Origin of the sequence: Chryseobacterium sp. R2ACT005, from assembly GCF_049949215.1 — a bacterium.
Taxonomy (GTDB): Bacteria; Bacteroidota; Bacteroidia; order Flavobacteriales; family Weeksellaceae; genus Chryseobacterium.
Genome location: NZ_CP188192.1, coordinates 4113701 through 4127392, shown reverse-complemented (window position 1 = coordinate 4127392; position 13692 = coordinate 4113701). Strand labels below are relative to the sequence as shown.

At 35.8% G+C, this 13692-nt stretch carries 13 protein-coding genes and 1 riboswitch; of the genes, 10 read left to right on the top strand and 3 right to left on the bottom strand.

Features of this window, described 5'->3' with window-relative positions; all coding sequences use genetic code 11:
• Positions 1-34 precede the first annotated feature (34 nt).
• From ACPF63_RS18935 to ACPF63_RS18925, 3 genes are read left to right on the top strand one after another with little or no spacing between them, the layout of a single operon-like run.
• Complete coding sequence (locus ACPF63_RS18935; RefSeq protein ID WP_077413632.1) at positions 35-775, top strand: YebC/PmpR family DNA-binding transcriptional regulator; 741 nt, start codon at positions 35-37, stop codon at positions 773-775.
• A 57-nt stretch (positions 776-832) separates the two neighbouring features.
• Positions 833-1657 carry a UDP-2,3-diacylglucosamine diphosphatase gene (locus ACPF63_RS18930; RefSeq protein WP_047380663.1) on the top strand — a complete coding sequence of 275 codons (825 nt, stop codon included), beginning with the start codon at positions 833-835 and terminating at the stop codon, positions 1655-1657.
• Positions 1658-2629, top strand: a complete 972-nt coding sequence (locus ACPF63_RS18925; protein ID WP_180565070.1) for a glycosyltransferase family protein — start codon at positions 1658-1660, stop codon at positions 2627-2629.
• Here ACPF63_RS18925 and ACPF63_RS18920 read toward each other — a convergent pair.
• Together ACPF63_RS18920 and ACPF63_RS18915 are read right to left on the bottom strand one after the other, a co-directional pair.
• On the bottom strand, positions 2618-2908 hold the full coding sequence (locus tag ACPF63_RS18920; RefSeq protein ID WP_089692650.1) for a GNAT family N-acetyltransferase: 291 nt from the start codon (positions 2906-2908) through the stop codon (positions 2618-2620). The two genes, ACPF63_RS18925 and ACPF63_RS18920, sit on opposite strands and share 12 nt — an antisense overlap.
• Before the next feature lie 141 nt (positions 2909-3049).
• Complete coding sequence (locus tag ACPF63_RS18915; protein ID WP_426480932.1) at positions 3050-3799, bottom strand: RDD family protein; 750 nt, start codon at positions 3797-3799, stop codon at positions 3050-3052.
• A 28-nt stretch (positions 3800-3827) separates the two neighbouring features.
• Here ACPF63_RS18915 and ACPF63_RS18910 point away from each other — a divergent pair, with 28 nt between their 5' ends.
• The 7 genes from ACPF63_RS18910 (at position 3828) to ACPF63_RS18880 (ending at position 10694) form a co-directional block, all read left to right on the top strand.
• A complete protein-coding gene (locus tag ACPF63_RS18910; RefSeq protein ID WP_426480931.1) occupies positions 3828-4811 on the top strand; it encodes a stage II sporulation protein M in 984 nt (327 codons plus the stop codon).
• Positions 4795-5757, top strand: coding sequence for a DUF4013 domain-containing protein (locus tag ACPF63_RS18905; protein WP_219072128.1), 963 nt, complete (start codon positions 4795-4797; stop codon positions 5755-5757). The genes ACPF63_RS18910 and ACPF63_RS18905 overlap by 17 nt, the downstream gene beginning before the upstream one ends.
• Positions 5750-6538 carry a DUF4129 domain-containing protein gene (locus tag ACPF63_RS18900; protein ID WP_426480930.1) on the top strand — a complete coding sequence of 263 codons (789 nt, stop codon included), beginning with the start codon at positions 5750-5752 and terminating at the stop codon, positions 6536-6538. Before ACPF63_RS18905 ends, ACPF63_RS18900 begins: the two co-directional genes overlap by 8 nt.
• Positions 6539-6549: 11 nt before the next feature.
• On the top strand, positions 6550-7707 hold the full coding sequence (locus ACPF63_RS18895) for a hypothetical protein (RefSeq protein ID WP_426480929.1): 1158 nt from the start codon (positions 6550-6552) through the stop codon (positions 7705-7707).
• A gap of 110 nt (positions 7708-7817) precedes the next feature.
• Positions 7818-8849 (top strand): AAA family ATPase, encoded by a 1032-nt coding sequence (locus tag ACPF63_RS18890; RefSeq protein ID WP_426480928.1) that lies wholly within the window; start codon positions 7818-7820, stop codon positions 8847-8849.
• 75 nt (positions 8850-8924) lie between these two features.
• Positions 8925-10247, top strand: a complete 1323-nt coding sequence (locus ACPF63_RS18885) for a DUF58 domain-containing protein (RefSeq protein WP_426480927.1) — start codon at positions 8925-8927, stop codon at positions 10245-10247.
• A 27-nt stretch (positions 10248-10274) separates the two neighbouring features.
• Positions 10275-10694, top strand: a complete 420-nt coding sequence (locus ACPF63_RS18880) for an OsmC family protein (RefSeq protein WP_426480926.1) — start codon at positions 10275-10277, stop codon at positions 10692-10694.
• Between the two features lie 70 nt (positions 10695-10764).
• Here the strand turns inward: ACPF63_RS18880 and ACPF63_RS18875 are convergent, their stop codons facing one another.
• The gene (locus ACPF63_RS18875) at positions 10765-13380 is read right to left on the bottom strand and encodes an MGH1-like glycoside hydrolase domain-containing protein (RefSeq protein ID WP_426480925.1); all 2616 of its coding nucleotides are present in this window, start codon (positions 13378-13380) and stop codon (positions 10765-10767) included.
• Between the two features lie 188 nt (positions 13381-13568).
• Positions 13569-13675: riboswitch (SAM riboswitch) on the top strand.
• The last annotated feature ends 17 nt before the right edge of the window (positions 13676-13692 follow it).

The following is a 13692-nucleotide window of genomic DNA, read 5'->3' as shown; positions in this document are numbered from 1 at the left end:
TTTGAGTAATTTTGTTGGAAATTTAAAAATTAAAATGGGAAGAGCATTTGAATATAGAAAAGCTTCTAAAATGGCCAGATGGGATAAAATGGCCAAAACATTCTCTAAAATAGGTAAAGACATCGCATTAGCTGTAAAAGCTGGTGGAACAGATCCGGAAGCGAATCCGGCCTTGAGAAGATGTATCCAGAATGCGAAAGGGGCAAACATGCCTAAGGACAACGTAGAACGTGCGATTAAGAAAGCAAGCGGTGCCGATGCAGAGAACTATGAAGAAATTACGTATGAAGGATACGGGCAAGGTGGTGTTGCTTTTTTTGTAGAATGTACTACAAACAATACAACAAGGACTGTAGCGAACGTGAGAGCTATTTTTAACAAGTTTGATGGTAACCTCGGGAAAAATGGTGAATTGGCATTTATTTTCGATAGAAAAGGAATTTTCACGCTTGATTTGGCTCAGATCAAAATGGATTGGGATGATTTTGAAATGGAAATGATTGATGGCGGAGCAGAAGATGTAGAAAAAGATGAAGAAGAAGTAATGATCACAACTGCTTTTGAAGATTTCGGTTCTTTATCTCACAAATTAGATGAGCTTGGTATTGAAGCGAAGAGTGCAGAACTTCAAAGAATTCCAAACAATACAAAAGAAGTAAATGCAGAACAGTTCAAAGCTAACATGAAAATGCTTGAGCGTTTCGAAGAGGATGATGACGTTCAAAACGTTTACCACAATATGGAAATCACAGAAGAGCTGATGGACTCTTTATAAAAAATAATATAGCATTCATATACAGTTAACGTTCAATTAGTTTCTTTGTATAAAACTATGAAAAGAAACGTTGAATTAGTTGTTATATCGGATGTTCATTTGGGAACTTATGGATGTAAGGCTAAAGAATTGTTGAGATATCTCAATTCTATCCAGCCTAAAACTTTAGTTTTGAACGGTGATATTATTGATATCTGGCAGTTTAAAAAGTCTTACTTCCCTAAACCTCATTTGAAAGTAATCAGAAAGATTCTTTCATTGGCAACCAAGAACACAGATGTCTATTACATCACGGGTAATCATGATGAAATGTTTCGAAAGTTCACAGATTTTGAACTTGGAAAACTTAAAGTCTGCAATAAAATCTGCCTGAATATTGATCAGAAAAAGACCTGGATATTTCACGGTGATGTTTTCGATGCATCCGTCCAGCACTCAAAATGGATCGCCAAACTTGGCGGAAAAGGCTACGACCTCCTGATTATTATCAATAATGTTGTAAATTGGTTCTTAGAAAAAATGGGTAAAGAGAAATATTCATTTTCGAAAAAGATCAAAAACAATGTGAAAAAAGCGGTAAAATATATTGGTGATTTTGAACTTACAGCTTCTGAGCTGGCTATTGACAATAATTATGATTATGTAGTTTGCGGACACATCCACCAGCCACAGATCCGTGAGGTTGTTAATAAAAAAGGATCCTGTACTTATTTGAATTCCGGGGATTGGATTGAAAATCTCTCTGCCTTGGAATACAATAATAAAGAATGGTCAATTTTTTATTATGACGAGCATAAACATTTGCTGAAAGATGATGAAGTAGAAGAAATTCAGGAAATGGATAATTCTGCTCTTTTAAAAATTGTAACCAACTTTTCCTAAATGAAGATTTTGTACGCATTCCAGGGTACTGGAAACGGTCACATTGCCAGAGCACAGGAAATTATTCCTATTCTCAAAAAATATGCATCCGTTGATACGTTGATCAGTGGACACCAATCGCAATTAAAGGCTGATTTTGACATTAATTTCCAATATAAGGGTATTTCCCTCCTTTATAACAAAACAGGCGGTTTATCCTACCGAAAAACGTTTACAGAAAATAAATTCCTTGAAGCGGCCAAAACAATACGAGAATTGGAGCTCTCACAATATGATTTAATAATTAATGATTATGAACCTTTAACGGGCTGGGCTTCCAAATTGAAAAAGCTTCCGATGATAGAACTGAGCCATCAGGCTTCTATGAGTTTTCCGGAAACACCAAAGCCAAAGAAAAAGGATTTTCTGGGAGAAATGATTTTAAAATACTATGTTCCCAGTGAAAGGAAAATAGGATTTCATTTTGAAAACTATCATCCTCAGATCAAAAAGCCTGTGATCAGAAGAAAAATAAGAAACCTTAATCCTTATAAACAGGGATATTATCTTGTATATCTTCCAAGTTTTGCAGATGAAAATATCATCAAGGTTTTAAGAAAAATTCCTGTAGAATGGAAAGTATTTTCAAAATACAGCAAAGTACAGGTTAAAGTAAAAAATGTGGAAGTATTTCCTATTGATGAAATGCAATACCTGAAGTATTTTGAAGGCTGTGACGGAATTTTGTGCAACGCAGGTTTTGAATCTCCTGCAGAAGCATTGTTTATGGATAAAAAACTATTTGTGATTCCTATCCACAATCAGTATGAACAGGAATGTAATGCATGTGCCCTTGACAAAATGGGAATACCCAATTCCAAGGTTTTAAATCTTCAGGAAATTATGGAATGGGTAGCTTCTGATCATCATCTAAAAGTAGATTACCCGGATGATATTGAAGATATTCTGCTCAATGAGGTTTTAATTCTTTAAAAAAATATCGTCCACATCACTCATTCTCATCATCACAGATCTTGCATAGGAACAGTGTGGATATACTTTCCAGTTGTTTTCTCGGGCAAATTTGATGGCTTCTTCTACTAAGAATTTTCCCATTCCTCGGCCTTCAAATTCGGGATGTACCAATACAAAAGAGATAATGAATTTATGATCTTCAGGGAAAATAGTATAGGTAAGCCTGCCTACTTCTTTTATTTCGTTATTGAGGGTAAGAACTCCGCCGTTTCCGGATTTATTGTTTTCAAATTTCATAATGCTGAACTTTACGATTAAAGATACAAAAATTGCACCGACCTTGCTGGTATGGGTAATAAGTAATGAATTCCGCAGTCAAATTCTCAATATTTTTAAATTGACAATTCACTTGCGGAGCAACCTGCACTATTGGCCTGATTAATTATCTTTTCCCGTGTAGTAGTTATAATCTTTAATAATCACATTGATAAACTGTCTTTCCGTCATTTTAGAAGTGTCTATTTCCAGTTTCAGAATACTTTTAATTTTCTCAGACAGCTTACTGATGATCTGGCGGTCATCTACTTTCAACGCTTTGGTATAATTATCTTTGATGATTCTCATATCATTATCGCTCAAAGCAATGACTTGTGGAAAAGAAGGAATGTAATCTTGGTGGATATTCTCCAGGATTGTATGCGAGATATTGATATTGTTTTTCAGAGAAATGACAGCGGTTCCCGAAGCAATATCTCCCAAACGCTGGTTGTTTTTAGAAACTATCATAGAGATAAGTCCTATAACTCCGGCAAATGAAACATCAACAATTCTGAAAACCCAACGGATCATATAATCGGCGAAACTGGCCTGATAGCCGTCAATCTTTACCACTTTGATTTTCATCAGCCTTTTGCCGGGTGTCTGGCCTTCCATTAAGCTTTCCAATACAAGCGGATAAATGTAAATAGGAAAAGTAAGGATAAGATATACAGCTCTTATAGACCATTCATCAAGGCCGTTTAATAAATATCCTAAGTCAAAAATATTGAAGAACAAATATAGGATAATCACCACATAAGCGATCCTGATCAGAAGATCAATAATGAAGGCAAGCATCCTTTCTCCTACGCTTGCAATATTAAAATTAATATTTACATTTTGTGAGGTATTTATCGCAATTTGAGACATATTTTTTATTATTTTAGCCTTAACAATTATGAGAGAAGTTTATTTCATTAAACAAAATAAAGAAAAATGGTTGGGAATAGAACAGGTTATTCAAGGGAAAATTAAAAAAAATCCTGATGACCTGTCTTCATTGTATATTAACCTGATCAATGATCTTTCTTTTGCCCAGACCTATTATCCGAAAAGTAACACTACTGTTTACCTGAACCATCTGTCTGCCCAGATTTTTCAGAAGATCTATAAAACAAAAAGGGTAGAGGAGAACAGGCTGGTTTACTTTTTCAAAACTGAAGTTCCGTTGCTGATGTATCAGTACAGGAGATATCTGATGTATGCTTTTCTCTTTTTCATTTTATTTACTTCAATAGGAGTACTTTCTGCCATTTATGATAAAGATTTTGTAAATATTATTCTGGGCGAAAGTTACGTAAATGAAACCATTGAAAATATTAAGCATAATAATGCGGTAGGAGTTTATCAGAGTGGCAGTACATGGGGAAGTACCATCGGGATTATTTTTAATAATATCCAGGTAGGAGCGAAACTGTATATTTACGGAATTGCAGGCGGAGTGGGAACATTATTCGCATTGCTTTCCAATAGTGTGATGCTGGGTGCTTTCCAGTATTTTTTCTATGATTACGGAGCATTGAAAGAGAGTGCAAGAGGAATATGGCTTCATGGAGTTTTTGAGATCTTTGCCATGGTGGTAGAAGCGATGTGTGGCCTGATTCTGGGTGCATCTATTTTATTTCCGAGAACGTTTTCAAGGTTTAACTCTTTTAAAAAAGGATTTAAAGATTCATTTAAAATATTTTTAAGTACTGTTCCTTTCACAATTTGTGCAGGAATTATAGAAGGTTATGTTACAAGACATGCTTTGAAAATGCCTTTGTTTCTGAACCTGATCATTATTTTTGGCTCACTGGCAATTATAGGATTCTACTATTTTGTATATCCGTCTGTTGTCTATAAAAAAACTAATAAACACATCCATGATACAATTATATAAAAAAAGAGATTTTGGAAACTTTATCAGCGATAGTTTTAATTTCTTCAAAATATACGGGAAGAATTATTTTAAGAACTATATTCTGATCAATGGCTTGCTTTTGATCTTAATGGTAACCGTTGCAATCTTCGGGTATAAAGAACTCTTTTCGCAGGTATTCGCATCCAACCTTGGGGGAGAAACATCTTATTTTGAACAGTATTTTTCGGATAATGCCGGTATGCTGATTACAGTAGGATTACTGACTTTTCTGCTTTTCATGGTCCTGATGATTGTCAATTACCTGTATCCTGTTTTCTATTTAAAAAGAATTGCAGAAGGTGCAGAAAAGATAAAAGCAGATGAAATTCTGAGTGATTTTAAAAGCAATGCAGGGAGAATAGCTAAGCTGTGCCTTGGAATGATTTTTATTGTCACTCCGATGGTATTGTTTGTCGTAGGATTTTCTTATATCCTCATTTTTATTATTATCGGACTGTTTTTGATACTGCTGCTTTACCCAACGATATTTAATTTCACTACATTTCTGATGTATGATTATTTTAATTCGGACAGAGGATTCTGGGGAAGTTTGAGCTATGCTTTACGGTCACAGTTTTCTTACCCGAATGGCAGTGAGAAATCTCCGTTCTGGAAATATTGGGGATCTGCGTTTGTGATGTTTATTATTATTTACATGATAACATCTGTATTTACATTTATTCCGATGATATTCTTTTACGGATCGCTTCTTACGTCTGCACCGGACGGAAATTTTGAGCAGAACCCTTTTACCGGAACTGCCGGAATTTTGTTTTTTGTATTCTATGGAGTTTCAATGCTGATTTCATTTTTTCTTTCAAACCTGATGTATGTGAATGCTGGATTGATGTATTATGACAGCAGAACAGATTTTCACCAGAAAGTAGAACTTGCAGAAATAGACACAATTGGAATCAATGAATAAAATTTTCCTTTTCTTACTCCTTTTTTTCTCTCTTGGGCTGCTTCAGGCTCAGGACGATAATCCTGATGATGATCTGGTAGATTCATTATATACAACCGGGCATTACAGAAATATGCTGCGTGCAGATTCTGTGCTGATGAAAAACCCAGTGTCAGAAAATGAGGTTCATCCGAAAACATTTAAAGAAAATATTCCGTCAAGATATAAAGGACGTGAATTTGATTATTCAGTATCAAAACCAAGAGAATCTTTCTTTCAAAAACTGATGCGGAAGCTCAATCAGATTATACAGGGGATTTTTGGCGAAACAACATTGACTAAGTCGGGGGAATTTACAACTGTTCTTATCCGTCTGTTTGCGATTATCCTTGTAGGTTTTCTGCTTTATTTCATCATTAAATATCTGATGGGGAAAGATGGGAATTTTATTTTTGGCAAAAAGAATAAGAAACTGGATATCAACGTTCAGGAACTCCATGAGAATATCCATGAAATCAATTTCCCTGAAAGTATCGCGAAATTTGAGATGGCGGGAGATTATCGGTCAGCAGTTCGTTACCAATTCCTGTTTGTTCTTAAAAAACTGAGTGATAAAAAGCTGATCAACTGGAATCCGGAAAAAACCAATAAAGATTATGCCGCAGAGTTGAAAGCTCCCCATCTTAAAAACGATTTCTCTAATCTTTCTTATATCTTTGATTATGTCTGGTACGGAGAATTCAGTATTGAAGAAGAAAGCTATCAGAAATTTAAAAATCAGTATCAGGCATTTAAACCTTAACAATAGTAACCATGAATAAAACTTTCAAAACATATGCTGTAATTTTCGTCATTGTGATGATTGTTCTGGCATTGCTTGAAGTTAACAAAAAAGAAACGACAGACTGGCGAAAGAATTTTGACATCAATGAGAAGTCTCCGTTCGGACTATTTGTTTTTAATAATGAAGCTAAAGATCTGTTTAAAAATAATCTGAAGAAGATTGAACAAATTCCCTACGAATACTACAGTCAGCATAAAAAGGATCCTCACAATATTATTGTTATTGAAAATAATATTGACAAAGAGTCCTGGAATAAAATCCTGACTCAGGTATCTGAAGGTTCGGATGCATTTTTACTGGTGGTTCGGATGCCGAAAGAAATTTCAGACAGTATCGGGTATTATGATTCCGAAATCTCCTTTGAAGAGGAAAATGTGCTGAAACTTACAGACAAAAAATATCAGAATGATTTTGTTAAGCTGGATAAATTTCCGTCAGGAAGAGGATTTTCATTCATTAAACCTAAAGTTGAAGTCCTGGGGAAAACTGTGGAAAAAAAGAATAACGATCAGGCTAACTTTATCAAAGTGAAATTTGGAAAAGGATATATTTACGCTCATACTGAACCTCTTTTTCTGACCAATTATTATCTTCTGAAACCTGGGAACGTAAAATATGCACAGGATGTGTTTTCATATCTGCCGGATAGAGAAACCATTTGGTTTGTATCCAACAAAAGTTCAGCATCACGCTTCTTCATGAGATTTGTATTGTCAAATCCGGCTTTAAAGTATGCCTGGTGGGTGCTTTTGGGTGGACTTGTCCTTTTTATTTTCTTTAATGCGAAAAGAAAACAGAGAATAGTACCGGTAACAGAGCCACTAAGGAATACTTCTCTGGATTTTGTGAAAAGTATTGGAAATCTGTATCTTCAGGAAGGTGATTTTCATGATATGATGGCCAAGAAGGCACAGTATTTTCTGAACAAAGTGAGGATGGATCTGTTGATAGATACCCAGAATTTAGATGAAGAATTTGCAAAAAAATTACAGCTGAAAACCGGGAAAACCATGGAGATGATCAATGAAGCGATAACGCTTGTAAAAAAAGCTCAGGACCCTTACGCCAGCGTAATGAAGGAAGACCTTACAAGGATCAATAAGCTCCTTGATGAAATATTTAAATAATACAACAATATAATGATGTAACAAGTACCAATGCTAATAATGACTTTTCCAGGAAGAGATTTGATTATTACATTGACAGCCATTGTTAGATCGGCAAATTAAAATTTATTATGGAAAACTTTGATAACCCTAATATAGAAAACCAAAGCTCTATAGACCTTAATAAGCAGGAAGAGCAGTTTCAGTCGAGAATAGATATGATCGAACTTCGTGCAAGCCTGGAGAAAGTAAAATCTGAGATCGGAAAAGTAATTGTAGGGCAGGAGAGGATGATTGAACATCTTTTGGCAGCGTTACTTTCAAACGGTCATGTTTTGATTGAAGGAGTTCCGGGAGTAGCGAAGACAATCACCGCAAAATTATTAGCCAAAACCATTGACGTAGGTTTCAGCAGAATTCAGTTTACTCCGGATCTTATGCCTTCCGATATCTTGGGGACATCCATATTCAATGTGAAAAATTCAGAATTTGAATTTAAAAAAGGACCTATCTTCTCCAACTTCATCCTGATTGATGAGATCAACAGATCGCCGGCAAAAACGCAGTCTGCATTATTTGAAGTAATGGAAGAAAGACAGATCACCATGGATGGTACCCGTTATATTTTGGAAGAACCTTTTCTTGTTATTGCTACACAAAACCCTATAGAACATGAGGGAACGTACAGACTTCCGGAGGCTCAGTTAGACCGTTTTTTATTCAAAATCAATGTAGGGTATCCTACTCTTGAGCAGGAAATCGCGATCATTAAAAATCAGCACGAAAGTAAAAAAGAAGATAAAACAGAAGGCGTAAACCGCGTGATCACAGCTGGACAGCTGAAAAATTACCAGAATCTGGTAAAAGGAATCATTGTGGAAAGTCAGCTGATGGAATATATTGCTAAGATTATCATCAATACAAGAGAAAACCAATTCTTATATCTGGGAGCTTCACCGAGAGCTTCATTAGCACTTCTTACAGCATCAAAAGCATTTGCAGCGCTGAGAGGAAGAGATTTTGTGACTCCTGAAGATATCAAAGAGGCAAGCTATGCTGTTTTAAGACACAGAGTCATCGTATCTCCGGAAAGAGAAATGGAAGGTCTTACTGCAGATGAAATTATCCGCCAGATTTTAGAAGGAATAGAGATTCCGAGATAGGTTATTAGATAATAGGTGGCAGGGCAATAATCCCTAATCCCTTTTTTCTAAATCCTAATCCCTATACCCTAACCAATGAAAAACTTATACATCAATACACGTTTCTTTTTTGCACTCATCGGAGTGGGGATTCTGTATGTCCTGGCATTTTTCTTTCCGGTGCTGATGTGGGCAGCCCATATTGCACTCCTGATTTGTTTTCTTGCAGCAATAGTAGATTTTCTATTGCTTTTTAATCAAAAGAATGCATTACAGGTTCAAAGGATTCTGCCGGAAAAACTTTCCAACGGAGATGAGAACTTTGTAAAAATTGACATCAAAAATAATTATAGCTTTACCATATCCACTAAGATTATTGATGAAATTCCTTTTCAGTTTCAGAAAAGAGATTTTTTGATTGAAAAACAGATTTCTTCAGGTGCGAATACATTCTTTCAATATTCATTAGAACCTAAGGAAAGAGGAGAATATCATTTCGGAGGTTTGAATATTTACGCATCTTCACCATTAGGTTTAATTTCAAAAAGATTTATTTTTCAGAAGGATGCTATGCTTCCTGCTTATCCATCCTTTATTCATCTCAGAAAATATGAGCTGATGGCCATTCAAAGTGAATTTTTATTAGGTGGAATCAAAAGAGTCAGAAAGCTGGGACACACGATGGAATTTGAGCAGATCAAAGAATATGTTCCCGGAGATGATATCAGAACGATCAACTGGAAAGCGACGTCGAAGACGAACCGTTTGATGGTAAACCAGTTTCAGGATGAAAAATCACAGCGTATTTTTATGCTGATTGATAAAGGAAGAACCATGAAAATGCCTTTCAACGGACTAAGTTTACTGGATTATTCCATTAATGCAACGATGGCATTGTCTCATATTATTTTGAGAAAGGGAGACAGAGCCGGTATGATGACCTTTTCCAAGAAAGCTGAAAATAAAATTGCAGCCGATAATAAATCCGGGCAGCTGAAAAAAATCTCTGAAGCGCTTTATAATATTAAAACAGATTTCTTTGAAAGTGATTTCAACCGCCTGTATCAGGATGTAAAATATTCTATCAATCAAAGAAGCTTAATTCTGCTTTTTACCAACTTTGAAACATTGGACGGACTGAACCGACAGCTGAAATATCTACGTGGAATCGCAAAAAACCATTTGCTGGTAGTTGTATTCTTCAAAAATTCAGAATTGCAGACGCTGATCAACAAAAATCCTGAAAATATGCAGGAAATCTATGATGAGATCATTGCTGAAAAATTTGAATTTGAAAAGAAACTGATCATTCAGGAACTCCGCAAATATGGAATCTATACTGTATATACACTTCCGGAAAATTTGAATATCGATGTTATCAATAAATATCTGGAGATAAAAGCGAGAGGAATTTTATAACTTTGCAGAAGCAATAAGCAATAAATAATGAAAATTACACTTAACAGAATAAACGACGATTTTTTATTTGAATGTACAAATGCTCAGGGAAATTCTATTCTTCTGGATAATACTTCCCAGCCGGGAGCAAAAGGCGTTTCTCCAATGGAAAGTGTGCTGATGGCAGTAGCAGGCTGCAGCGGAATTGATGTGGTTTCTATTTTAAAGAAGCAGCGTCAGAACATTACAGACTTCCAGGCAGAGGTAGAAGGAGAGAGAGTACAAGTAGATGATGCAAAACCTTTCAAGGCTATTAAGGTGAAATTTCTTTTAGAAGGTGAAATTGATCCTAAAAAAGCGTTGAAGGCAGCAGAACTTTCTTTTGAAAAATACTGTTCCGTATCAAAAACGTTAGAACCGAATGTAGAAATCGGATATGAAGTCTATGTAAACGGAGAAAAAATTTAATCTCTTATTTAAAAATAGAAAAAGCCGGATGACTCATCCGGCTTTTTTATTATTTATTACTCATTGCTGATTAAAAGGTAAGTCTTGGTTTTATCAGTTTCGCCACAGTGGCAGTCCATCCTGTCTGGTGAGAAGCCCCTACACCACGGCCGTTATCGCCATGAAAATATTCAAAGAAGGTGATATAATCTCTGAAATGCTCATCGTAATTGAATTTTGGATTGCCTCCGTTGAAAGCCCTTTGCCCATGTTCATCCTTTAAAAATATTGAACAGAGCCTTTTGCTGATATTCTGAGCGACTTCATCAAGATTTCTTTTATCGCCGCTTCCTGTTGGAAATTCTACCTTAAGACTGTTTCCATAATAATAATGAAAACGCTGCAGGCTTTCAACAATCAGGAAATTGATAGGAAACCAGATCGGCCCACGCCAGTTGCTGTTTCCACCAAACATTCGGCTGTCACTTTCTGCAGGAGTATAGTATACCATATTTTCGGCTCCATGCACAGAGAATACAAAAGGATTTTCTTCATATACTTTAGACATAGCACGGATTCCGTAAGAGCTTAGAAATTCTTTTTCATCAAGCATTCTTGTAAGAACCTTTGTTAATCTGTTTTTACGTAAAATACTCATCAGATGTTTTCTGCCTTGTCCCTCCTCATCCCAATGAGAAACGAGCTTGGTGAGTTCCGGTTTATTTTTTAGGATCCATTCCATTCTGGTTTTGAAATTAGGCATCTTTTCCAACAGCCTGTGATCCACAATTTCTACTGCGAATAAAGGAATTAAGCCGACAATACTTCTTAATTTCAAAGAAACACTGTCTCCGTTTCCAAGCTGCAATACATCATAGAAGAATCCGTCTTCTTCATTCCACAAGCCTTTTGTTCCTTCACCCAGGTTTTCCATAGCTTCAGCGATATAAAGATAATGTTCAAAAAACTTGATCGCCATATCCTCATATACCTGATAATATTGGGCAAGTTCCATCGCAATACGCATCATATTCAATGCATACATCGCCATCCAGCTTGTTCCGTCTGCCTGTTCAAGATGCTGACCGTCCTTTAGTTCCATATTGCGGTCAAAAGCACCAATATTATCGAGACCAAGGAAGCCGCCTCCGAAAATATTTTTACCATTTTTATCCTTTCTGTTGACCCACCATGTAAAATTCAGCAACAACTTCTGAAAGACTTTTTCTAAAAATAATAAATCCGGCTTTCCATTGTTTTTTTCATCAATCTTAAAAACACGGAAGCAAGACCAGGCATGTACAGGCGGGTTCACATCGCTCATGTTCCATTCATAAGCAGGAAGCTGTCCGTTAGGATGCATGTACCATTCTTTGGTAAGTAATAAAAGCTGTCCTTTGGCGAATTCCGCATCTATAATGGAGAAAGGGACGCAGTGAAATGCCAGATCCCACGTAGCATACCATGGATACTCCCATTTATCAGGCATGGAAATGATATCCTTATTATGAAGATGATTCCATTCTGTATTTCTTACATATTCGTTGAAATTTCTTGGAGCCTCAAAATTGGGATCTCCTTTCAACCATTTTCCGATATTGTAATGATAGAACTGTTTATTCCAAAGAAGCCCTGCAAAAGCCTGTCGCTGAACATTTCTTTCATCTTCATTTACTGTATCATTCTGAATATCGTTATAAAACTCTTCAGCTTCAGCTTGACGGATATTGAAAATATGATCAAAACTGTCAAAAGGTTCATCCATTTCGTCAGGAGACAACCTGAACTCAAAAACTTTTGATTCCCCAGCATCAATAATTTCATCAATAAGAAAAGAAGCTTTTGTTCCTCTTTTTTCTGGATTTACAGTATCTCCCTGATGAATAATAAAATTATTAATTCCATCTTTGAAATAAGTATTCTCTGCTTTGGGAGCTCCGTAAAGTTTGGAAGTATTGGTTTCATTATCACAAAATACACTCTGTGCATTTGAGTTTCGGGAATATAGCTTTTTGATCGAAATACTGTCATGACCAATATTAATACTTCCGTCATGAGACGCATTGACCTCTCCTTTATAAGTATTGTATCCCCATTTCCAGTTGTTTCTGAACCAGATTGTGGGAGCTACCAGAATAGGAGCCTCATGCTGGCTTCGATTACAAACGGTGACTCTGGCTAAGATATCGTTGTGATCGGCTTTACAGTATTCAATGAAAATATCAAAATATTCATCGTTATCAAAAATTCCGGTATCGAAAATCTCATATTCCGGTTCCTTTTTGCTTCGTTTTCCATTTTCTGTAATAAGATCATCGTAAGGAAATTCATTAATCGGATATTTATACACCATTTTCATATAGCTGTGGGTAGGTGTATTGTCCAGGTAATAAAAGATTTCTTTGATGTCTTCACCATGATTTCCCTGAGGGTTACTCAATCCGAAGAATCGTTCTTTTACCATTTTATCTTTCTTGTTCCAGAATGAAAAAGCAAAACAAAAAAGTTGCTTTACATCAGAAATTCCGGCGATGCCTTCTTCTCCCCAGCGGTAAGCATAGCTTTCAGCATTATTATGATTGGTAAAATCCCAGGCATTCCCGTTTGAGCTGTAATCTTCACGTACATTTCCCCACTGTCGGTTGCTTACATAAGGTCCCCAGTTTTTCCATTTAGTATCTTGTAATCTTTCTTTTTCGGCGGTCATATCTCATCATTTTTCCATACGAAGTTAGTTTTTTTGAAAAATAATTCCAATTTTTTTCATCTGAACAATTATTAATATAGTTTTGAAATACTTGTATTTAAGGGCTTTTTTAAATATTAAAATAATTTTTTTTTGAAATTAAAAGAAAAGAACTATCTTTGCACCATTCGTTCATTCAAATATTGAAAATGTTATCAAGAAAGGTTGAGGGATTAGACCCTATGAAACCTTAGCAACCCTTTGCGCAAGCAAAGAAGGTGCTACGTTCTACCAAAGTATTTTGGACAGATAACTTACTGAAGTTCTTTTCAG